Genomic DNA, 22,197 nt, shown 5'->3' with positions numbered 1-22,197 from the left:
GGTGTGGGGCCATATGTATCTAACTTTTCGATCTTAAGCCACGATATTCCTCCTGCGCACCTGCACCGGGCTGCTGATACAATCGGCCGATCTGAAAAATCCTACTGCCCAGGAGCACAACGTGCCCGTCGTCTTTGTTGCCGCCTCGAAACTCCCGACTCCCTTTGCGACCTTCACCATGCATGGCTTCCTGGACGAAGCCACTGGCCGCGAGCACGTGGTGCTCAGCCTGGGTGATATCGCCGACGGCGAGCCGGTGCTGGGGCGTCTGCACTCCGAATGCCTGACCGGCGATGCGCTGTTCAGCCAGCGTTGCGACTGCGGCTCGCAGCTGGAGGCCGCATTGCAGGCCATCGCCCGTGAAGGCCGTGGCGTATTGCTGTACCTGCGCCAGGAAGGCCGTGGCATCGGCCTGCTGAACAAGATCCGCGCCTACGAGCTGCAGGACGGCGGTGCCGATACCGTCGAGGCCAACGAGCGCCTGGGCTTCGCCGCCGATCAGCGTGACTACGCCATGTGCCTGCCGATGCTCGAGCACCTGGGCGTGAAGTCGCTGCGTCTGATGACCAACAACCCGCGCAAGGTAAAGGCCCTGACCGACATGAGCATCAAGGTCGCCGAGCGCGTGCCGCTGCACACTGGCCACAACCCGCACAACCGCCTGTACCTGGCCACCAAGGCCGACAAGCTCGGCCACATGATGGGCAACAAGCACCAGGGCGAGGTGCCCCAGGCGTGACACGCACAGAGGTGAAGCGGCGGCTGGCGCTGGCCTGGTGGCAGTACCTGGCCGTGGGATTGCTGCCGCTGCCGGTGATGGCCTGGGCCTTCGGTGGCGGCGAGGCGCTGATCCCGGTGTTGGCCATGCCGCTGTTCATCGCCGGTGCCGCCAGCATGTTCCTCAGCCTGCCGCGCTTCAGCGCGTACAAGCGGGCGTTGATCGCCACCGACAAGGCGCTGGGCAGCGCCGAAGAGCCGGCCGCCTGGATCGAGCTGGCGCGGGTGCGCCGCCTGGCCATGCTGTTCGCCTGCTTCCCGGCCTGGGTTGCCGCGCTGTCGGTGCTGGTCGGGCTGGAGGCAGTGCCGCAGATTCTCCTCGCGCTGTCCACCGTGGTGCTGCTGTACCTCTATCGCATCCCGCGCCAGCTCGGCTGATGCGGGCGCTGCTCGCCGGTGTATCGCTGCTGTGCCTCGGCGCCTTGGCCGAGGCTGCGCCGCGGGTAGTCAGCCTGGCGCCATCGATGACCGAGATCGTTCTGGAACTGGACGCCGGCGAGTTGCTGGTCGGTGTGCTCGATGGTGGCGAGCGTCCGCCGGCGCTGGCCCGGTTGCCTTCCGTTGGCCGTCATGGCCAGCTCGACATGGAGCGTCTGTTAAGCCTCGAGCCCGACCTCTTGCTGCTGTGGCCCGGCAGCGTGCCTCCGGCCCAGCGCGACCAGCTCAGGCGCCTGGGCATCGCCACGTTCAGCGGCGAGCCCGGCAACCTCGACCAGTTGATCGACCAGATCGAAGCCATCGCCCAACGTATTGGCCGTGACGCGCAAGGCCGCGCCTATGCCGCCGGCCTGCGTGAGCGGTTGCAGGGGCTGCGCGACCGCTACCGGCGTGAGGCGCCGCTGCGGGTGTTCTACCAGGTCTGGGACAAGCCGCTGTACACCTTGGGTGGCCGCCAGGTGGTCAGTGACGCCTTGCGCGTGTGCGGGGCGCGCAATGTGTTCGACGATCTGGCCCAGCCCGCCCCGCAGGTCAGCGTGGAGTCGGTGCTGCTGCGCGACCCCGAGGTGATCCTGGCGGGCGATGAGGCGCAACTGGCCAGTTGGCGCAACTGGCCGCGGCTGAGCGCGGTGAAGGGCGAGCGCTTGCTGCTGGTGCCGGACAAAGGCCTGGAGAGGCCCAGCGGGCAGATGATCGAGGCGACTGCTCGGTTGTGTGCGTTGCTCGATGCTAGAGCGCCGGTGTCCAGGTAAGGCTCAACAGCCAGGTGCGTCCTTCTTCGCGGTAACCGTACTGGCTGCCGTCGAAGCTGTACAGTGCACGGCTGTAGTGCTTGTCCAGCAGGTTGTCGAGTTTCAGTTCCAGCCGAACCTCGTCGCTCGCGGCCCAGCCTCCACGCAATCCAAGCAGGCCGTAGCCACCCAGCGCATTGCGATTGGCCTCGTCATCGTAGCTGCCGCTCACCGCCTGCCAGCTACCGCCCAGGCTGAACCGTTCGAATTGTCGATCCAGATCCAGGCTCAAGGTTCGTCGGGCGCGGCGGGCGAGGGTGTGCCCGCTATCGCGATCGCGTGGGTCGATCAAGGCCAGGCCCAGTTGGCTGCGCCATTCGCCCCACTGCTGCTCCAGGCCCAGCTCAAAGCCGTTGATCCGGGCCGTGGCCACGTTACGGGGGATGGAGTCTGCGCCGAAGATGATCGCGTCACGCAGGTCGGTGCGGTACAGCGACGCCTCCAGGCGGCTTTCTCTGCTTAGTTGGCTGCGCCACTGCAGCTCGTAGCTTTTCGAGCGCTCGGGGTCGAGGTTCGGGTTGCTGTACTGGGGGTAGTACAGATCGTTGAACGTCGGTGCGCGGAAACCTTCGCTGTAGGACAGCAACACATCGTTGTCGACGTTGACCGGTACCGTGACGCTGCCGCTCCAGGTGGTCTGGCCGCCGAACTGCTGGTTCTGGTCGTGGCGCACGCCCAATTCGGTGGAGATGTGTTCACCGGTGAAGCGATGCTGGATGAATACGGCGCGATTAAAGCGGCTGTCCTCGGCGAGGTCGGTGCTGGCGTGGACGCGATCCTGGTACCAGTCGACGCCCGCCAGCAGCTTGCTGCGCTCATCCACGACGAAGTCGTTCTGCCAGGTCACCTGGTCGCGATAGGTGTTGAACACGAAGCGCTCATCGCTGAGCTTGTCGCGTTTGTCGTCGCGGTTTTCGCTGTGGCCCAACTCCAGGCGCGAATGCCAGGCGTCGGTGAGATGGGCGTCCAGGTAGGTGCCCAAGCTGCTGACTGTAAAATCGGTATACGGTTTTTGGCCGAAGCTCTGAAAGGTGGCCATGTCGAAGCGGCCAAAGGGGTTGTCGTATTCGCTGCGGCCTCGACTGTCGAGCAGGTTCAGGCCGGTTTCGAAACGTTCATCGAAGGCATGGCTCAGGCTGAGGTTGACCGAACGATTGCGATAGGCGTCATGGTCGCCATCGCTGGCATACGACGGCCCGGTCGAATCGATGCCGGCCGTCTCGTCCAGGCTGGCGCCGAGGTTGAAGCGGGTCGCGCCATCACCACCGGACAGGCCCAGGCTGCGCTGCCAGGTCTGGTTGCTGCCGGCCGCCAGGCGCAGGCGCGGTTGCAGGCCTTGGCCCTCGCCCCGCCGGGTGAAGATCTGGATCACCCCGCCGATGGCGTCGCTGCCATAAACCGCCGAGCGCGACCCGCGCAGCACCTCCACCCGTTCGATCTGGTCGATGCCGAGAAACTGCAGGCCGCTGTCGCCGGAGGTGGCGTTGGCGATGCGCACGCCATCAACCAACACCAGGGTCTGGGCGGCCTTGGTGCCGCGCACGAAGATGCCCGGCAGGCTGCCGCGACCGCCGGTGGGCGCGACCTGCACGCCGGGCACGCGGGCGAGCAGATCGGTGACGCTGCTGGGTTGCAGACGGTCGATATCAGCACGGGTGAACACCGTGTTGGCGGCGCTGGTGGCGGTACGCGACTCGACCTGGCGACTGGCGCTGATCAGCACGTCGGGAAGCTTGAGGGCGTCATCGCGGGAGGGTTCGGCGGCCAGGGCGGCGGCGGGGAGGCAGAGCAGGGGGAGGGCGCGGATCTTCATGGGCAGTTCCATTGCGATCGCGGGGCAAGTCGCATCGGCGCACCGCCGCGACTTGCCCCGCGATATGGCCTTACAGGCCGAGCTTGGCCATTCGGGCTTTGACGGAGGCTTCGATCCCAGCTACATCCAGCCCGCACTCGGCCAGCATCTGCGCAGGCTTGGCATGCTCGACATAGATATCCGGCAGCCCCAGGTGCAGCAGCGGCTTGACCACCGCTTCGCGGGCGAGGAACTCGCCCACCGCTGCGCCGGCGCCACCCATGATGGCATTCTCTTCGATGGTCACCAGCAACTCATGGCTGGCGGCCATTTCCAGCACCAGCGCCTCGTCCAGAGGCTTGACGAAACGCATGTCGACCACGGTGGCATCGATCTGCTCGGCCACCTGCAGGGCTTCGGCCAGTTGTACGCCGAACACCAGCAGGGCGACCTTGCCACCCTGGCGGCGGACCACGCCCTTGCCGATTTCCAGCGGCTCCAGGTCGCCGCTGATCGGCGCGTTGGGGCCGGTGCCGCGTGGATAGCGCACGGCGGCCGGGCCCTTGTAGTGGTGGCCGGTGGTGAGCATCTTGCGCAGCTCGTTCTCGTCGCTCGGGGTCATCACCAGCATGCCGGGGATGCAGCGCAGATACGACAGGTCGTAGGCACCGGCGTGGGTCGGGCCGTCCTCGCCGACCAGGCCGGCGCGGTCGATGGCGAACAGCACATCGAGGTCCTGCACCGCCACGTCGTGGATCAGCTGGTCATAGGCGCGTTGCAGGAAGGTCGAGTAGATCGCCACCACCGGCTTGGCACCCTCGCAGGCCATGCCCGCGGCCAGGGTGACCGCGTGCTGCTCGGCGATGGCGACGTCGAAGTAGCGCTCCGGGTAGCGTTCGCTGAAGTCGATCAGGTCCGAGCCTTCCTTCATCGCCGGGGTGATGCCCACCAGGCGATTGTCGGCGGCGGCCATGTCGCACAGCCACTGGCCGAACACCGAGGCGTATTTCGGGCCGCTGGCCTTCTTCGGCGCGACCGGCTTGTCGGCCGGCTCCAGCTTGGTGATGGCGTGGTAGCCGATCGGGTCGACCTCGGCCGGGGCGAAGCCCTTGCCCTTCTTGGTCACCACGTGGAGGAACTGCGGGCCCTTGAGGTCGCGCATGTTGCGCAGGGTGGCGATCAGGGTCGGCAGGTCGTGGCCGTCGATCGGGCCGATGTAGTTCCAGCCCAGCTCCTCGAACAGCGTGCCCGGCACCAGCATGCCCTTGGCGTACTCCTCGGTGCGGCGGGCGATTTCCCAGGCACCGGGCAGGCGCGACAGCACTTTCTTGCTGCCTTCGCGCATGCTCGCGTAGGTGCGGCTGGAGAGGATCTTGGCCAGGTAGTTGGACAGGCCGCCGACATTGCGCGAAATCGACATGTCGTTGTCGTTGAGGATCACCAGCATGTCGGCGTTGACTTCCTGGGCGTGGTTCAGCGCTTCGAAGGCCATGCCGGCGGTCAGCGCGCCGTCGCCGATCACCGCGATCGACTTGCGCGGGTCGTTCTGCAGGCGGGCGGCGATGGCCATGCCCAGCGCGGCGCTGATCGAGGTGCTGGAGTGGCCGACGCCGAAGGTGTCGTACTCGCTCTCGCTGCGGCGCGGGAAGGCGGCGATGCCGTCTTTCTGGCGCAGGCTGAGCATGCGCTCGCGCCGGCCGGTGAGGATCTTGTGCGGGTAGGCCTGGTGGCCGACGTCCCACACCAGCCGGTCATCCGGGGTGTCGAAGACGTAGTGCAGGGCGATCGTCAGCTCGATGACGCCCAGGCCCGCACCAAAATGCCCACCGGTCTGCCCAACGGTATAGAGCAGGTCCTGGCGCAGCTCGTCGGCCAGGGTCTCCAGGTCGGCTTCGGCCAGCCGGCGCAGGCCGGCGGGCGTGTCGGCGCGGTCCAGCAACGGCGTGACCGGGCGTTCGCGGGGGATCTCTTGAAACGTCGTGGGCATCAGGCGAGTCGTTATAGGTGTGAAGACGCGGCAGTTTACCCCATTGTAGGAAAAGCTGCCCATTCAGTCGGGTGTTGAGCGGGGGCTGCTGCGCACCCCATCGCCGGCAAGCCGGCTCCCACAGGTATCGCGTTGTCTGTGGGCGCTGGTATGTCGGCAGCGGCGCCGATCAGTGGCGGCGCTCGACGATGTAGCGGGCCAGCGCGCGCAGTGGCTCGGCGTTGTCGCCAAAGCCTGCCAGCGCGGCCAGCGCCTGGTCGCGCAGCTCCAGGGCATAGGCCTTGGCAGCTTCCAGCCCGAGCAGCGCCGGGTAGGTCGGCTTGTCGCGGGCGATATCGGCGCCCTGGCGCTTGCCCAGGGTGGCGGTGTCGCTCTCCACGTCGAGGATATCGTCCTGCACCTGGAACGCCAGGCCGATGGCCTGTGCATAAGTCTGCAGCGCATCGAGCTGGACCTGCCCGGCGCGGGCGCTGGCCAGGGCGCCGAGGCGCACGCTGGCTTCGATCAGCGCGCCGGTCTTGTGCCGGTGCATGTACTCCAGGGCTTTCTGGTCGAGCTTCAGGCCCACCGAGCCGAGGTCGATGGCCTGGCCGCCGACCATGCCCGCGGGGCCGGCCGCCTTGGCCAGGGCCTGGACCATCTGCAGGCGGATGGCGTCGGGCTGCGGGCTCAGGCGCGGGTCGAGCAAGGCGCTGAAGGCCAGGCTTTGCAAGCCGTCGCCGGCGAGGATCGCGCAGGCTTCGTCGAAGGCCTTGTGGGTGGTCGGCTGGCCGCGGCGCAGATCGTCGTCGTCCATGGCCGGCAGGTCGTCGTGCACCAGCGAGTAGGCGTGGATCAGCTCCACTGCGCAGGCAGCGCCGTTGGCCTGCTCCGCCGCCACGCCGAAGGCCTCGCAGGCGGCGTAGGCCAGCAGCGGGCGCACGCGCTTGCCGCCGTTCATCACGCTGTAGCGCATGGCCGCGTAGAGGCGCTCGAGCTCCTTGGAGGGGGCTTGGAACAAGGGTTCCAGGGCCGCGTCGACCCGGGCCTGGGCGCTTGCCTGGTACTGGGCGATCATGCCTCGGGCTCCGCGTCGAACGGTTGCGCGGCCAGCTCGCCGTCACGCTCCAGGAGGATCTGCACTTTCTGCTCGGCCTGGGCCAGGGCGCCCTGGCAATCGCGGGTCAGGGCGATGCCTTGCTCGAAGGCAGCCAGCGACTCTTCCAGCGACAGTTCGCCGTTCTCCAGGCGCTCGACCAGGGCTTGCAGGTCGGCGAGGGATTGTTCGAAATCGATGGAGGCTTTTTTGCGGGCCATGGCGACAGTCTCGGTGGTGTCCAGAACGGCGCGACACTAGCAGAGCGGGGCAGGGGGAGCAAATTGCAGGGGGAGTTCGTCGCATTTTGTTGCACTTGTCCCCAGCGGCCCGTCTTGCAATCTGCGGAGCAATCGAATTGTGGGGGTGGCGGCCCTCTGCCATAATCCGCGCGCTCTGGCCCGCGGGCCAGCGGCTTCCCTCCCCGACGTCATGTAATGGACTACGTTGTGAGCTTCCTCTCGATCGAATTCGGCCTCTGTTTCACGCTGTTCTTCCTGCTTTATTGGAGCCTGTGCTGGAGTGTCCGGCTGCAGAACCTGCTGCTGCTGACGGCCAGCTATGGCCTGGTGGCCAGCTTCAGCCTGCAGTCGCTTTACATCCTGCTGGGCTACAGCGTGCTGGTATACCTGCTCGGCCTGCTGGCGGGGCGCTACCCCGGGCGCTGGTTCAGCCGCGTGCTGCTGTTGACGCTGGTGCTGGGCTGTTTCTACCTGTTCAAGTACCAGGCGTTCTTCGTCGAAGGCGCGCAGGCCGCGCTGGCCACCGCCGGGTTCGACGTGGCGCTGCCGCTGCTGGAAGTGCTGGTGCCGATCGGGCTGTCGTTCTACACCTTCCATTCGGTCAGCTACCTGGTGTCGATCAACCGGCGCGAGCTGGCGCCGTCGGCGCCGCTGGACCTGGCCTTGTACCTGGCGTTCTTCCCCAGCCTGGTGGCCGGGCCGGTCAACCGCGCCCTGCACATGCTGCCGCAGATCCGCCCGCCAGCCATGCGCCAGGTGCTGGAGCCGCAGCGGGCACTGGGCTTGATCGCGATGGCGGTGGTCAAGCTGTTCTTCCTCAGTGCCTGGCTGGGCAGCGAGTGGGTGGACCCGGTGTTCGACACCCCGGGCAGCGCCACCCCCGAGCAGGTGCTGCTGAGCGTGTACGGCTACAGCCTGCTGATCTACTTCAACTTCAGCGGCTACACCAACCTGGTCACCGGCATCGCCCTGTTGCTGGGGTTCCGCCTGCCGGACAACTTCGACGCGCCATATGCCGCGCACAACCTCAAGGAATTCTGGGGGCGCTGGCATATCAGCCTGTCACGCTTCATCCGCGACTACGTCTATATCCCCCTGGGTGGCAACCGCCAGGGCGTATGGCGCGGCAACCTGAACATGCTGCTGGCGATGCTGGTGTCCGGGCTGTGGCACGGGGCGAGCGTGAACTTCATCATCTGGGGCGCGCTGCACGGCGTGGGCCTGGCCATCTCCAAGCTGTTCAGCCAGTGGTGCCCGGGGTTCGCCCGCCTGCCGGGATCGGGCTTGCTGGCGCGGTTGATGACCTTCCACTACGTGGCCTTCGCCTGGATCTTCTTCCGCAGCCCGACGCTGGAGGGCGCGCTGGAGATGCTCGGCGATATCGCCCAGCTGAGCCTGGCGGGCCTGAACAGTGTCACGGGCCTGATGCTGCTGGCCTGCGTGCTGTTCGTGGCCAGTTATCCACAATGGCTGGCGCTGCTGCGCCAGAGCGGCGCGGCCTTCCAGCGCCTGCCGTGGCAGCTGTACCCGATCCCGCTCGGGGTCGGCGTGTCGCTGGTGATTTTCGCTTCGCAGTCGGGCGTGCCGGGGTTCATCTATGCAAGCTTCTGATAGCAAACAGCTGTTCCAGGTGCAGATGGGCGCCGCCCGTGGGCTGTACGCGATCGTGGTCACCACCGCGCTGTTGTTCTGGCTGAACCAGGACTCGATCAAGCTCTACTGCCAGCAGAAGTACCACCAAAGCTGCGAAATCCCGCTGCTGGGGCAGATGCCTGCCTGGCGCACGGGCGCGCAACTGACGGCGCTGCTCGAGGCGCGCCGCGACGACCTGCTCGAGCGCCTGCAGCCAGCGCCACAGGTGGTCGAAGCGCCGCTGCCCGAGGTGCTGCCCGCGCCGATACCGGTGGTCACGGTCGACCTGCAGACCCCGGCGGCACTGGCCAAGCCGCTGCCGCACGGTGCGGCGCATACGCCGGCGCCTGTTCACGTGGCCGCGCCCGTCGCTGTAACCCAGCCCGTCGCGGCAGTGCCGGCGGCAGCGCCAATGCCAGCGGCAACTCCGGCACCAGTCCCGGCGCCGGCATTGCTGCAACCGGGCACCGTGGCCTCCCTGGCCGTCGGTGACGAGGTGTTCCTGGTCGGCGATTCGCTGATGCAGGGTGTTGCCCCGCACCTGGCCAACAGCTTGCGCAAGCGCTACCAGATCCGCACCGTCAACCTCAGCAAGCAGAGCACCGGCCTTGCCTACCCGGGCTTCTTCAACTGGCCGAAGACCGTGGCCGAGACCCTCGACCACGAACCGAACGTGCGCCTGATGGTAGTGTTCCTCGGCCCCAACGACCCGTGGGACATGCCCCAGGGCAAGGGCAAGCCGTTCCTGCGCTTCAAGTCGCCGGAATGGGAGGTGGCCTATCGCGCGCGGATCGATTCGATCCTCGAGCAGGCCCGCACGCATAATGTGCAGGTTATCTGGGTCGGGCCGCCGAACATGGAGAAGGCGCGGCTGTCCACCGCCATGGGCTACCTCAGCGGGCTCTATCAGGAGCAGACCGCGCTGTACGGCCAGCACTACGTGTCGGCCAACCCGATCCTCGGCTACGCCGACGCCAGCTTCTCGTACACGGTGCAGACCGCGCAGGGCAAGCGGGTCAAGGTGCGGGTCGATGACGGCATTCATTTCACCATCACAGGCCAGAAGATGATCGCCGAACAGGTACTGTCGCTGATCAGCTTCCCTGGCCTGACCGTAACAGGACATTGAGATGCGCCAATGGCATCACCTGCTGGGCCTGGCCCTGCTGATCAGCGCCGCGCCGGGTTGCAGCACCGGCGCCAACAGCGTGAGCGCCCAGCCTGTGGCGCGGCCTACCGCCGCGCCCGTCACTCGCCAGGACGGCAACGTCGCCCTGCTCGCGAGCAAGCTGCGCAATGCCGGGCGTGCCCCGGTCGGCATCGTCCAGCTGGGTGACTCGCATACCGCCGCCGACCTGTTCAGCGGTGAGCTGCGCAAGCTGTTACAGGCGCGCTACGGCGATGGCGGCATCGGCCTGGTGCCGGCCTCGCCGGTGCCGGGGATTCGCAACGATCGGGTGATCATCAAGAGCGAGAAGCGCCAGTGGGAACTGGTGTCGGCGCGCAACCAGCAGAGCCAGCAGTTTCCCCTGGGTGGCTACCTGTCGCTGCCGCAGGCCAACCGCTCCAGCGTGATGCTGCAGGCGCGTGACGAGGACCGCCAGCGCTACAAGGTCTCGGCGCTGTACCAGTCCAGCGGGAGTGCCAGCCTGCTGGTCAATGGCGGCCAGCGTCGGGTGTTGCCGGCCAGCAATGGCCAGTGGCGCTTCAGCCCGGCGTTCGCCAATGTCGGCCTGCCGGTGCAACTGACGGTGGAAGGTGGCCGTGGCGTCGCCTTGGGTGGCTGGTATCTGCAGGGGCAGAAGAATGCCGGGGTGACCTATTCGACGCTGGGCATCAACGGCGCGCGCCTGGAGGTGGTGGACAAGTGGCAGGCGGGTTGGCGCGACAGCCTCAAGGCCGTGCGGCCGGACCTGGTGATCCTGGCCTACGGCACCAATGAGGCGTTCGACGACAAGCTCGACCTGGCGCTGTACCAGGCGCAGCTCGAGGCGACCCTCACGGGCTTGCGCAAGGACCTGCCGCAGACGGCGATCCTGCTGGTCGGCCCGCCGGACTCGATCAAGCAGCGCAAGGCGCGCAGTTGCGCGGCGCGCCAGCCGCAACCGCTGGCCTCGGTGATCCGTATCCAGAAGCAGATAGCGCGCAAGCACAAGGCGCTGTTCTGGGATTGGCAAGGCTTCATGGGCGGGCCGTGTTCGATCGCCGGCTGGCAGGCGCAGGGGCTGGCGCGGCCTGATCTTGTCCATCTGACAGCCGATGGCTATCGCAAGAGTGCGGCGGGCTTGTATGAGTTTCTGAAGGGGCCGTTGGGGTTGCGTTGAGGCCTGGCCTCATCGCGGGGCAAGCCCGCTCCCATGAAGCACCTTGGTACTTGGCGTGGGAGCGGGCTTGCCCCGCGATGCCTTTGGATCAGGCCGGTTCGGCCTCCAGCTCAACCATCGCCTCGCGATAGCGCGCCAGCTCCTCGATGGTCAGCACCGGCAGGTTGTACTGCCGCGCATACACCGCCACCTGTTCGCCGCGGGCCATGCTGCCATCGGGGTTCATCAGCTCGCACAGCACCGCCGCCGGGCGCAGGCCGGCCAGGCGGGCCAGGTCCACCGATCCTTCGGTGTGGCCGCGACGAGTCAGCACGCCGCCTTCACGGGCGCGCAGCGGGAATACATGGCCAGGGCTGACGATGTGGCGCTGTTGCGCGGTGGAGCGCAGCGCGGCTTCGATGGTGGTGATGCGGTCCTGCGCCGACACGCCGGTGCTGACGCCCTCGGCGGCTTCGATGGTAACGGTGAAACCGGTGCCGTGGCGGGCCTGGTTGTTCTGCACCATCGGCGCCAGCTGCAGGGCGTCGACGGTGGCTTCGTCCAGGCACAGGCAGACGATGCCGCTGCAATCGCGGATCATCATGGCCATGGTCTGCAGCGACAGGTTCTCGGCGGCGGCGACGATGTCGGCTTCGTCCTCGCGGTCGTCGTCGTCGAGCAGCAGCACGGGGCGCCCGGCCTGGAAGGCGGCGATGGCGGCGCTGACGTTGGGGAATTGCTTGTTAAGCGGGGTGGACATGAAACGCTCCTCGTGAATGATCGATGAACGTCTCGGGGCGAACAAAATGCGCGCGCAAGGGCGCCTGGACGGCCCCTGCCAAACGCCTTCTTTCATCCGGACTATGACCGTCGGCCCTGGAATCTCACCAGATCTGCTGACCCCCGGCATGGCCGGGGCGCTCGCGGGCTCATCTTTCGATTTACCGCCGGTGGGGACTTTCACCCCGCCCTGAAGACCGGGCAAGCATACCCCACGGTGGCGGTCTGCTGGCAAGCCCTACGACTTTAGTTGCTGCCAGTCGAGTCCGAACCGCGCCAGGTACTTGCGCAGGCGGTCAGCGTCGTTGGGGTTGGCCTTCTCCTGGCGCGACACCGCGAACAGCTGACGCCCGGCCTCGGACAGGCTCGAGGCGTGGCGGCACACATCGATCACCGCCTGCAATTGCACATGGTCGAACAGGTCCAGCTCGCGGCCGTCCAGCAGCGGCTCGGTTGCCGATTCCAGGCCCCAGGCATAGCGCAGCCGTTCGATCTCTTCCTCGACCAGTGCCTCGTCGATGCGCCCACTGTCGGCCAGGGTCGCCATGCGCGTGATCGATGCCGACAGCTCGCGGAAGTTGCCGGCCCAGCGTGCTTCGCTGGCGTGGGCGAAGGCCAGGTAACGGCGCTTGGCTTCGAGGTTGAAGCGCACCTGGCGGCCTTGCTCGCGGGCATGGCGCTGCAGCTCGAAATCCAGGTTCGGCTCGATGTCCTCGCGCCGCTCGGCCAGGCCCGGCAGGGCGAAGGTCCACAGGTTGATGCGGGCGAACAGGTCTTCGCGGAACGAGCCGTCGGCGACCTTGGCGCGCAGGTCGCGGTGGGTGCCGGCGATCAGCTGGAAGTCGCTTTCCACCTCACGGTCGGCGCCCAGCGGGAAGAAGCGCTTTTCTTCGATGGCCTTGAGCAGCATGGCCTGTTCGTCGGCGCCCAGCTCACCGATTTCGTCGAGGAACAGCATGCCGCCGTCGGCGGCGCGCAGAAGGCCGTCGCGGGCGTTCTGCGCGCCGGTGAAGGCGCCTTTGGCGTGGCCGAACAGGGTCGACATGGCGCCGTCGCCGCGCAGGGTCGCGCAGTTCACCTCGATGAAGCGACCGCCCAACTGGTGACGACCGCGCTTGAGTTCATGGACGCGGCGGGCCAGGAATGACTTGCCGGCACCGGTTGGGCCGACCAGCAGCATCGGCGCCTTCGAGCGCAGGGCGACCCGTTCGATCTGCTCGATGGTGCGATTGAAATCCGGGTTGCGCGTGGCGATGCCTGACTTGAGCAGCGACTGCCCCTCGACCTGTTCGTGGCGAAAGCGCGAGGCGATCGGGTCGTAGCGCGACAGGTCGAGGTCGATCAGCGTGGCGATGCCGGCCGGGTCGCTGTTTTCGTCGTGCTTGCGCGAGGGCGAGGTCTGCACCAGGCGCGCCGGCAGGTAGCGCGCCTCGGTGAGCAGGAACCAGCAGATCTGCGCGACGTGGGTGCCGGTGGTGATATGTACCAGGTAGTCCTCGTGCTCGGTGTCGAAGCTGTAGCCACTGGCGAAGTCGTGCAGGGCGCCGTAGACCTCCTCGAAATCCCACGGGTTGCGCAGCGCCAGCGGGTGCAGGCGCACCTCGGTGCCGGGCGAGACCTGCTGGATGTCGGCGCGGATTCGCTCGGCCAGGCCGAGGTCGCGTGCGCCGGGGCCGTGGATCAGTTCCAGGCGGTCGAGGGGCAGGTCGGGTTGCTGGCACAGGCCGATGGTTGGCCGCCACCTGTTCCAGCGCGCCGCACCCTTGCCGTTGCGGTCGAGGGTGGTGCCGAGAAAACCGATGGCGACGAGGGGCTTGGTCATCCGTGATTATCCAAAAAGATAAATATGTATCGCAGGATATACGAAAAATGGAATAGGTATGACGCGTTGCAATGTACATGCTAACGCGCAATAAAAAATAAATGCTTATAAATCAGCTAGTTAAAAGATTTTTTCAAGGGCGAATGAAAACCTGGCACGCCGCTCGCTATATCCCTCTCGACCGCATCGCCAGGCAGGCCCTCGGGACAGGGGAACCCCCCCGCCGGTGCACGTACCCACCTTCAGGTGTCGGTGTCGTGCATGCCGCCGCCGCAACGACCGGTCATTGCTGCGCTGGGCCCCTGGAAAGGCCGGCGCAGACGCTCGCCGGGCAAAGCCCCGGCACTACCCTCCTAAGGTAGCTGTAACCGCAACACCCGCCGGGTGGGCACAGGCAACGCAAGCAGGGCCAGGACGGCCCGTCACTGCGAAGGACGCCTGGCCCGCCGCTGGCCCACCCGGCTCGCCGGCCGGGCCTGGCGCAACGATGGTGGCCGCTGGAGCAATGCTCCCGGCCCCGGACTCCGCCAGGCTTCGCTCGCGACGCCCGATGGGTTGGCGACCCCGGCACTCAAGGACATTGGAAAAGGATGAGCAAGATGAAACTGTTGAAACGCTTTGTGGTGAAGAAAAACGAACGTGGCCTGCTGATGAGCGAAGGCGACTTCGTGTCGATTCTCGAGCCTGGCCAGTACTCGCGTTTCGACTGGCAAGACCGGCTGACGGTGACCACTTTCAGCCTCCAATCCCCGCTGTTCGACCACCCGCTGGCACAGTACCTGCGCGGGCAGGAGCCAGCTCTGGTCGAGCAGCATTTCGAAGCCATGGACCTGGCGCAGCACGAGGCCGGCCTGCGTTTCGAGGACGGCCGCCTGGTCGAGTTGCTTGCACCGGACAGTCGCCGCCTGTACTGGAAAGGCCAGGTCGAGCATGGCTTGCAGCGCATCGACCTGAATCAGGGCCGGCGCCTGGACGATGAACTGGTAGTCCGCCTGAACCGCCCCGGCGTGGCCGGCACGGACCTGGTGCTGCTGGCGCTGGTGCCGGCATTCCATGTCGGTGTGCTGAAGATCGACGGCGTGGTGGCCGGGTTGCTCGAGCCAGGCCGCCATGGCTACTGGCGCTGCGGCAGCCAGGTCGCGGTGGAGATGGTCGACACCCGCCTGCAGGCGCTGGAGGTCAACGGCCAGGAGATCCTCACCCGCGACAAGGTCAGCCTGCGCCTGAGCCTGGTGGCCAACTGGCGCTACACCGATGTACTCGGCGCCCACGGGCAGATGAGCAAACCGGTGGAGCACCTGTACCGCGAACTGCAGTTCGGTTTGCGTGCCGCGGTGGGCACCCGCACCCTCGACGAACTGCTGGAAGACAAGCAGTCCATCGACGGTAGCGTCACCGAGCACCTGCTGGCGCACCTGCAAGACAGTGGCCTGGAGGTGAGCAGCCTGGGGGTGCGCGACATCATCCTGCCGGGCGAAATGAAAACCCTGCTGGCGCAGGTAGTGGAGGCAGAGAAGGCCGCCCAGGCCAACGTGATCCGGCGCCGCGAGGAAACCCAGGCGACCCGCTCGCTGCTCAACACCGCCAAGGTGATGGAAGGCAACCCGACGGCCCTGCGCCTGAAAGAGCTGGAAACCCTGGAGCGGGTGGCCGAGCGGATCGACCGGATTTCGGTGTTCGGTGGTCTGGATCAGGTATTGAATGGCATGGTCAGCCTCAAGGCGGGTTGACCCTGTGCGACACGACGTAACGCAACAAGGAACAAGGTAATGAACATACTCGAAGTGGCGGGCGGCAAGCCGATCAAGCTGTGGACCGACGGTGTGCCGGTCGAGGACGACGCCCGCAAGCAACTGATGAACACGGCGAAGATGCCGTTCATCTTCAAGCACCTGGCGGTGATGCCGGACGTGCACCTGGGCAAGGGCTCGACCATCGGCAGCGTGATCCCCACCGTGGGCGCGATCATCCCGGCGGCGGTGGGCGTGGACATCGGCTGCGGCATGATCGCCGCGCGCACCTCGCTGCATGCCCGCGATCTGCCGGACAACCTGCACGGCCTGCGTACAGCCATCGAGAAGGCCGTGCCCCATGGCAAGACCTTCGGCCGTCGCGACCAGGGTGCCTGGGACAACGTGCCGAACCAGGCCGACCAGGTCTGGAGCGGCCTGGCCGGGCGCTTCAAGGCAATCACCGACAAGCATCCGCGCCTGGAGAAGACCAACAACCGCCAACACCTGGGGACACTCGGCGGCGGCAACCACTTCATCGAGGTCTGCCTGGACGAGGCCGACCGCGTCTGGTTCATGCTGCACAGCGGCTCGCGTGGCGTCGGCAACGCCATCGGCAACCTGTTCATCGAACTGGCCCAGGCCGACATGCGCCAGCACATGGTCAACCTGCCGGACCGGGACCTTGCGTATTTCGAGGAAGGCAGCCGGCACTTCACCGACTACGTCGAGGCGGTGGAGTGGGCGCAGGACTTCGCCCGGCACAACCGCGAACTGATGATGCAGGCGGTGGTCGCCGCCACCCGCAAGGTGCTGGGCAAACCGTTCGAGGCCAGCCTCGAGGCGGTCAACTGCCACCATAACTATGTGCAGAAAGAGCAGCACTTCGGCCGCGAGGTGCTGGTGACCCGCAAGGGCGCAGTGTCGGCGCAGAAGGGACAGCTGGGCATTATCCCCGGCTCCATGGGCGCTAAGAGTTTCATCGTGCGTGGGTTGGGCAACGAGGAGTCGTTCTGCTCGTGCAGCCATGGTGCGGGCCGGGTGATGAGCCGCACCAAGGCCAAGAGCCGCTTTACGGTCGAAGACCAGCAACGCGCCACTGCCCATGTGGAGTGCCGCAAGGACAAGGATGTGATCGACGAGATCCCGATGGCCTACAAGGATATCGATGCAGTGATGCAGGCCCAGCGTGAGTTGGTCGAAGTGGTGCACACCCTGCGTCAGGTGGTGTGTGTGAAAGGTTGAGACGGGCGCCGTGTGGCGTCCAGTACAAGGAACGAAGACATGTATCAGGACGACCCCCACCCACTGCCCGAGGCGATGCGCGCCCGGGTGCTCGATGAACTGCAACGTATCGAGCGCGAGCACCAGGTGACCGTGCTCTATGCCTGCGAGTCCGGCAGCCGGGCCTGGGGCTTCGCCTCGCCCGATAGCGACTACGACGTGCGCTTCGTCTACGTACCGCGCAACGACTGGTACCTGCAGGTGGACGAGCCTCGCGACGTGATCGAGCGGCCGCTGAGCGACGAACTGGACATCAGCGGCTGGGAGCTGCGCAAGACCCTGCGTCTGATGCGCGGCGCCAACCCGAGCCTGCTCGAGTGGCTGGGCTCGCCGCTGGTGTATCGCGCCGACGCCGAAGCTACCAGGCGTTTGCGCGAGCTGGGCGAGGCGTTCTACTCGCCACGCGCGGTGCGCCATCACTACCTGTCGATGGCACGCAAGAACCTGCGTGGCTACCTGATGGGCGAGACGGTGCGCTTCAAGAAGTACCTGTATGTGCTGCGACCGTTGCTGGCGGTGCGCTGGATCGACCAGGGCCTGGGCATGCCGCCGACGGCGTTTGCCGCGTTGATGGCACGCACCGTCGATGACCCGCGCCTGCAGGCGGCGATCGATGCGTTGCTGGCCGTGAAACGACGCAGCGGCGAAGCTGAGCACGGGCCGCGAGACGAGGTACTGCATGGGTTCATCGAGGCCGAGCTGGCGCGGGCGGATGAGGCGCGGGAGGTGCCGGTGACGCGTGGTGACACCGGGCTGCTGGATGATTTCCTGCGGGACATCGTGCGCCGAAGCTCGTCAACGCCCCACTGACGCCAACACCGACCTCGAGCGTAACGGTGTGATTTAACGGGACGGCGTGGCTGCGATCCGATTTGGGTATTTCAGCGGCTGATGAATATCCCGCCGGCCTCGCTGCGGGTACGCAGCTTATGGCTCTGGGCCAACATGGCCAGGGCCAGGGGCAGGTCGTCGATCGGGAAACTGCCCGAAACCCGCAACTCGGCCAACGCCGGGTCGCAGACCAGGCGCTGGTCGCTGTAGCGCATCAGTTCCTGGGTCCATTGCAACAACGGCATCTCGTCGATTACCAGCAGGCCATTGCGCCAGGCCAGCTGGGCGTCGCGTGCATCCTCCAGTGGATCGAATCGATCACGGCTGAAGCGCAGCTGCGAGCCTGCCTGGACGATGACACCGCCGGCGGCTTCGGGCTGGACCTGTACGGCGCCTTCGTAGACCGCGAGCAGGGTCTCCTGGGGGAACTGGCGCACGCTGAAGCGGGTGCCCAACGCCTGCATGAGGCCTTGCCCGGTGCGCACCCGCAAAGGCCGCGAAGGGTCCGCTGCGGTGACGATGTATATCTCGCCCCGACGCAGGTGCAGCAGGCGCTGCTCGGCCGTGAAGCGCACGCTCAGCTCGCTGTCGCTGTTGAGAGAAACCTGGGTGCCATCGGCCAGCAGCACGTCCCGGCGTTCGCCCAGGGCGGTCAAGTAGTCGATGCCACCCTCGCTGCGCCGCCATGCCCACCAACCCAGAGGGGCCGCGCCCAGCAATACCAGCAAGCTGCGCAGCACGGTGCGCCGGCTGCTGTCCGGGCGCACCAGCGTCTGTCGGGCCAGGGTGGGCGGCAGGGTGCCGAGGCGGGTGAGCAGGCGCTGCGCCCGGTTCCAGGCGCGTTCGTGCTCGGCGTCGCGGTATCGCCAGTGCTCCAGTTCGAGCTGTTGTGCCGGCGTCATTGGTCCTTCCTGCATCAACAGCAGCCAGGCGGCGGCTTGGGCGAGAATGGCCTGGGCGATGGGGGGCTGTTCACTCATCGGGCATCTGGCTCAGGCAGGCGACGTAGCCCTCGTGAATGTATTTCTTCACCGTCGGCAAGGCGATGTTCAGTGCCTGGGCGATCTCTTTCTGCTTCATGCCGTCCAGTGTTGCCATCAGGAAGGCTTGCCTGACCCGTGGCCGCAGGCTGTCTAGCACGGCGTCGATCTCGTGCAGGGTCTCGAGAATCACGCTCTGCTGCTCGGGCGACGGATGTTCGACTTCGGGTACCAACGCCAGGGCTTCGAGCCAGGCCTGCTCAAGGGAATGCCGCCGACGCCAGCTGACCAGCACGCAATTGGCGATACGGGCCAGGTAGGCACGTGGCTGGCGCAGGGTATCAGGCTGGGTGGTGTCGCGGCTGGCCAGCACGCGCACGAAAATGTCCTGGGCCAGGTCATCGGCCACGCCACGCCCCCAGGAGCGCAAGCGGTACGCCAGCCAGCCGCGCAACCAGGCGTGGTGTTCGACGTACAGCGTGGTCACGGCGCAGTGCTCGATGTGCCGGGGCGGATTCTTGAAGAGGGTCATGGGCAGCGGGGTCAAGGGTGTAAATGCAAACAATTATCACTAGATTTGGCTAAATCACAAGATCAAGTGAAAATGCGAATCGCACGCATATACCTTTTTCGCTGTCGTGCGACAGAAGGGGTGCAAGCCCGCATCGAGTGCCGGGCACTGACCTCACGAGCGAGAAAAGCATGCCCGCCAGTTATCGGCTTCCCCCTGTTTCGCGCCCATCGCAACGCTTGTCCCCGATCAGCTTCGCCGTACGGTGCGCGGTGCTCGGCTGTTTGCTGGGCTCGGGCGCAAGCCTGGCCCAGGCCGCCCCGGCGGCAACCGAGAACAGCCGGCCCGACGACGCCACGCGCCGCGACTACGATATCGCCCAGGGGCCGCTGGGCACCTCGCTGGGCGTGTTCGCCAAGCAATCGGGGCTGTTGCTGTCCTACGACCCCGACCTGACCCGCGGCCGCGCCGCGCCAGCGCTCAAGGGGCGCTACACCGTGCAGGAGGGCGCCCGGCGCCTGCTGGCCAATACCGGCCTGCAACTGCTGCCCAACTCACGGGGGGCGTATATCCTCATCCCGCAGGCCCAGGCATCGGCGATGGCAACCGAGCTGACACCGACCGTGGTCGCCTCCAGCGAAATGGTCGATCCGCAGCGTGACACCTACCGCGCGCCGCGTTCGACGGTGCACCTGTCGCGTGAAGACCTCGACCGCTTCAGCACCGTGTCGGTGGGCGACATGCTCAAGGGCGTGGCCGGCGTGCAGGTGGGCGACAGCCGCAACGGCGGCGCGCTGGACGTCAACATTCGCGGCATCCAGGGGCAGAGCCGGGTCGCGGTCAGGGTCGATGGCGCGGAGCAGGCGCTGGATGTGTACCGCGGCTATGGCGGAACCCAGCAACGCAGCTACATCGACCCGGACCTGATCAGCAGCGTTACCGTGAACAAGGGCCCGAGCACCCGCTCCGGGGCAATTGGCGGCTCGGTGGAGATGAAGACCATCGGCGTGGATGACATCCTGGTCGATGGCAAGGACGTCGGCGTGCGCCTGACCGGCAACCTGTGGAACAACGGCGTCGAACCCGAGCACCGCAACCGCCATTCCCGCGATGAGGACCTGAGTGCGGCGCCGCGTGATGAGCGCGGCAGCCTGTTCGGCTCCAAGGCCGAAGCCGGCAGCGCCGCCTTTGCCTATTCCCACGAGCGCTTCGACCTGGTGGCGGCCTACGCGCACCGCAACCAGGGCAACTACTTCTCCGGCAAGAAGGGCCAGGACCGCTACCGCCTCTATGATCGCTGGGGCGAGGAGCAGGCCAGTGTCGCCAACACCTACAATGCCGGCGAGGAAGTGCTCAACTCGTCGGCCGAGACCGACTCCTACCTGCTCAAGACCACCTGGCGATTGGCCGACGACCACACCCTGGACCTCGGCTACCGGCGCTTCGATGGGCACATGGGCGAGATCATGCCGTCGGACATCTTCCGCTACGGCACCGCCGGCATCTACCAGTACCCCACCAGCGAAATCGAGATCGACACCTACACCGCGCGCTATCACTACCTGCCCGAGGGCAATCCGTGGGTGGACCTCACCAGCAACCTGTGGATGACCGACTCGAAGACCAGCACCTTGAGCGCGGCCTGGATGGCGCCCAAGTCGCAGCTGTTCCGCACCGACCGCGCCTGGTCGCGCCAGGACAACCGCCGCATCGGCGGCGACCTGAGCAACGTGTCGCGCTTCACCACCGCCCATGGCGATTTCAAGCTCGACCTGGGCGGTGCCTTCCAGCTCGAGGACCTGCAGCCGCAGAAAAGCGTGGTGGCCACCCAACACGACATCAACGCCAACCGCATGTTGCGCGATGCCTCGCGTCAGGAGTTCAGCTTCAACGGCAACCTGGAGTACAAGCCCGTCGAGACGGTGACGCTGTGGGGCGGCGGCCGCTATGCCCACTACCGAACCAAGGACAACACGGTGCTGGCCGAGGCGCGCCGCGAGGAGCGCGAAATGCGCTGGATCACCGCCAGCAGCCCGGGGCACTGGGGCAGCATGATGTGGTTCCCGGACCAGAACGGCCAGTACACCGACGCCACCGACCCGCGCCTGAACAACGGCATCGTCTTCGAGAACAGCAACGAGCCGTTCAATGGCGTGCCGTTCAACGAGTCCGGCGCGACCAATGTGGAGGTCCATCCTGAAGGTGTAAGCCGAGTGGTCACCGGCTACGACTACACCCCGCAGGGCAAGAGCAGCGGCGGTGGTTTCTCGCCGGCCTTCGGCATCAATGTCGAGTTCCTCCCCGACACTTTCGTGTACGCGTCCTACACCCAGGGCCTACGCCTGCCTTCGCTGTTCGAGACCAGCCAGGGCACCCAGCAGGTCACCCCGGGCAAGCACCTCAAGCCCGAGCGCTCACGCAGCTGGGAAGTGGGCGTGAGTGCCTTGCGCAGCGACCTGCTGACTGCGGGCGACGAGGCGTCGGCCAAGCTGGCTTGGTTCGACAACGACATCAAGAACTACATCACCCGCTACTACGACCCAAGCCCGGGGCTGTGGGGGCAGATGACGTTCAGCAACACCGACAGCTTCCACACCCGCGGCCTGGAGTTGCAGTCGCACTACGATGCCGGACGGGTGTTCGCCGACCTGTCGGCCACCTACTACCTGATGACCGAGACCTGCGACGCGGCCTTTGCCAGCAAGCTGCGCGCCAGCGCCAATCAGTACCAGCGTACCCACGACACCCCGGACTGCACGCCGGGCAGCTACATGGGCTCGTACACCAACACGCAGAACCCGCCACGCTTCTCGGCCAACCTGCTGACCGGCTTGCGTTTCTTCGACGAGGCGCTGACCGTGGGCGGGCGCATGACCTATACCTCGGGGCCCACCGCGCAGATGGACAAGCCTTGGCAGACCGGCGCGACCACGCCACAGATCGACTACCGCTCGGTGGCGCTGTTCGACCTGTTCCTCAAGTACAAAGTGCTGGAGCACACCGAACTGAACGTGTCGGTGCAGAACCTGACGGACCGCTACTACCTGGATCCGCTGGCGCAGAGCTTCATGCCGGCACCTGGGCGGACCTGGCGGGTGGGGATGGTGGCGCGATTCTGAGGGGTGCCTTGCTTGTCGACAGGCATTAAAAAGCCGGCTTGTGGCCGGCTTCTCGGGGACGGTCTTGGCTCATTTTTGATAAGCCGCAACCGCCTTAAACGGT

18 protein-coding genes and 1 riboswitch are annotated in these 22,197 nt (G+C 66.4%); of the genes, 10 read left to right on the top strand and 8 right to left on the bottom strand.

Annotated elements, in window-relative coordinates; all coding sequences use genetic code 11:
* Positions 1-121 precede the first annotated feature (121 nt).
* From ribA to CCOS191_RS24180, 3 genes are read left to right on the top strand one after another with little or no spacing between them, the layout of a single operon-like run.
* Positions 122-739, top strand: a complete 618-nt coding sequence (gene ribA, locus CCOS191_RS24190; RefSeq protein WP_023631163.1) for a GTP cyclohydrolase II — start codon at positions 122-124, stop codon at positions 737-739.
* The gene (locus tag CCOS191_RS24185) at positions 736-1,155 is read left to right on the top strand and encodes a hypothetical protein (RefSeq protein WP_023631164.1); all 420 of its coding nucleotides are present in this window, start codon (positions 736-738) and stop codon (positions 1,153-1,155) included. The genes ribA and CCOS191_RS24185 overlap by 4 nt, the downstream gene beginning before the upstream one ends.
* Complete coding sequence (locus CCOS191_RS24180) at positions 1,155-1,967, top strand: cobalamin-binding protein (protein WP_046857314.1); 813 nt, start codon at positions 1,155-1,157, stop codon at positions 1,965-1,967. The genes CCOS191_RS24185 and CCOS191_RS24180 overlap by 1 nt, the downstream gene beginning before the upstream one ends.
* Here CCOS191_RS24180 and CCOS191_RS24175 read toward each other — a convergent pair.
* The 4 genes from CCOS191_RS24175 to CCOS191_RS24160 all read right to left on the bottom strand — a co-directional run bounded on the left by CCOS191_RS24175 (position 1,945) and on the right by CCOS191_RS24160 (position 7,081).
* On the bottom strand, positions 1,945-3,831 hold the full coding sequence (locus CCOS191_RS24175; RefSeq protein WP_046857313.1) for a TonB-dependent receptor domain-containing protein: 1,887 nt from the start codon (positions 3,829-3,831) through the stop codon (positions 1,945-1,947). The genes CCOS191_RS24180 and CCOS191_RS24175 overlap by 23 nt on opposite strands.
* Positions 3,832-3,889: 58 nt before the next feature.
* Positions 3,890-5,785, bottom strand: coding sequence for a 1-deoxy-D-xylulose-5-phosphate synthase (gene dxs, locus CCOS191_RS24170; RefSeq protein WP_046857312.1), 1,896 nt, complete (start codon positions 5,783-5,785; stop codon positions 3,890-3,892).
* Positions 5,786-5,954: 169 nt separating this feature from the next.
* On the bottom strand, positions 5,955-6,842 hold the full coding sequence (gene ispA / locus CCOS191_RS24165; protein ID WP_046857311.1) for a (2E,6E)-farnesyl diphosphate synthase: 888 nt from the start codon (positions 6,840-6,842) through the stop codon (positions 5,955-5,957).
* Positions 6,839-7,081, bottom strand: a complete 243-nt coding sequence (locus tag CCOS191_RS24160; protein WP_011531978.1) for an exodeoxyribonuclease VII small subunit — start codon at positions 7,079-7,081, stop codon at positions 6,839-6,841. The genes ispA and CCOS191_RS24160 overlap by 4 nt, the downstream gene beginning before the upstream one ends.
* 216 nt (positions 7,082-7,297) lie before the next feature.
* On the opposite strand from CCOS191_RS24160, the gene CCOS191_RS24155 reads away from it, so the two are divergent.
* The 3 genes from CCOS191_RS24155 to CCOS191_RS24145 are packed head-to-tail and all read left to right on the top strand — an operon-like array spanning position 7,298 to position 11,058.
* Positions 7,298-8,713: an MBOAT family O-acyltransferase gene (locus CCOS191_RS24155; protein WP_052752659.1), complete on the top strand. Its 1,416-nt coding sequence runs from the start codon at positions 7,298-7,300 to the stop codon at positions 8,711-8,713.
* Positions 8,700-9,863, top strand: a complete 1,164-nt coding sequence (locus tag CCOS191_RS24150; RefSeq protein WP_046857309.1) for an SGNH/GDSL hydrolase family protein — start codon at positions 8,700-8,702, stop codon at positions 9,861-9,863. Before CCOS191_RS24155 ends, CCOS191_RS24150 begins: the two co-directional genes overlap by 14 nt.
* 1 nt (position 9,864) lies before the next feature.
* Positions 9,865-11,058 (top strand): SGNH/GDSL hydrolase family protein, encoded by a 1,194-nt coding sequence (locus CCOS191_RS24145; protein WP_046857308.1) that lies wholly within the window; start codon positions 9,865-9,867, stop codon positions 11,056-11,058.
* 88 nt (positions 11,059-11,146) lie between these two features.
* Here the strand turns inward: CCOS191_RS24145 and ribB are convergent, their stop codons facing one another.
* Together ribB and rtcR are read right to left on the bottom strand one after the other, a co-directional pair.
* Positions 11,147-11,797: a 3,4-dihydroxy-2-butanone-4-phosphate synthase gene (gene ribB / locus CCOS191_RS24140; RefSeq protein WP_046857307.1), complete on the bottom strand. Its 651-nt coding sequence runs from the start codon at positions 11,795-11,797 to the stop codon at positions 11,147-11,149.
* 80 nt (positions 11,798-11,877) lie between these two features.
* Positions 11,878-12,019, bottom strand: a riboswitch (FMN riboswitch).
* Between the two features lie 36 nt (positions 12,020-12,055).
* A complete protein-coding gene (rtcR, locus tag CCOS191_RS24135) occupies positions 12,056-13,639 on the bottom strand; it encodes an RNA repair transcriptional activator RtcR (RefSeq protein ID WP_046857306.1) in 1,584 nt (527 codons plus the stop codon).
* Positions 13,640-14,238: 599 nt separating this feature from the next.
* Between rtcR and CCOS191_RS24130 the strand changes: the two genes are divergently transcribed.
* From CCOS191_RS24130 to CCOS191_RS24120, 3 genes are read left to right on the top strand one after another with little or no spacing between them, the layout of a single operon-like run.
* Positions 14,239-15,369, top strand: a complete 1,131-nt coding sequence (locus tag CCOS191_RS24130) for a slipin family protein (protein ID WP_046857915.1) — start codon at positions 14,239-14,241, stop codon at positions 15,367-15,369.
* Positions 15,370-15,408: 39 nt separating this feature from the next.
* Positions 15,409-16,614, top strand: a complete 1,206-nt coding sequence (locus tag CCOS191_RS24125) for an RtcB family protein (protein ID WP_046857305.1) — start codon at positions 15,409-15,411, stop codon at positions 16,612-16,614.
* A 39-nt stretch (positions 16,615-16,653) separates the two neighbouring features.
* Positions 16,654-17,463: a nucleotidyltransferase domain-containing protein gene (locus tag CCOS191_RS24120; RefSeq protein ID WP_046857304.1), complete on the top strand. Its 810-nt coding sequence runs from the start codon at positions 16,654-16,656 to the stop codon at positions 17,461-17,463.
* Positions 17,464-17,534: 71 nt separating this feature from the next.
* Here the strand turns inward: CCOS191_RS24120 and CCOS191_RS24115 are convergent, their stop codons facing one another.
* Together CCOS191_RS24115 and CCOS191_RS24110 are read right to left on the bottom strand one after the other, a co-directional pair.
* Positions 17,535-18,464 carry a FecR domain-containing protein gene (locus CCOS191_RS24115; protein WP_046857303.1) on the bottom strand — a complete coding sequence of 310 codons (930 nt, stop codon included), beginning with the start codon at positions 18,462-18,464 and terminating at the stop codon, positions 17,535-17,537.
* Entirely contained in the window at positions 18,457-18,996 is a 540-nt protein-coding gene (locus CCOS191_RS24110) for a sigma-70 family RNA polymerase sigma factor (RefSeq protein ID WP_046857302.1), read from the bottom strand. Before CCOS191_RS24110 ends, CCOS191_RS24115 begins: the two co-directional genes overlap by 8 nt.
* 170 nt (positions 18,997-19,166) lie before the next feature.
* Between CCOS191_RS24110 and CCOS191_RS24105 the strand changes: the two genes are divergently transcribed.
* Positions 19,167-22,094 carry a TonB-dependent receptor gene (locus tag CCOS191_RS24105; RefSeq protein ID WP_156177700.1) on the top strand — a complete coding sequence of 976 codons (2,928 nt, stop codon included), beginning with the start codon at positions 19,167-19,169 and terminating at the stop codon, positions 22,092-22,094.
* Positions 22,095-22,197 lie beyond the last annotated feature (103 nt).

Source organism: Pseudomonas sp. CCOS 191 (assembly GCF_001007005.1).
Lineage (GTDB): Bacteria > Pseudomonadota > Gammaproteobacteria > Pseudomonadales > Pseudomonadaceae > Aquipseudomonas > Aquipseudomonas soli.
Note: the sequence above shows the minus strand (reverse complement) of the source record. Positions and strands in the feature narration are given on the sequence as shown.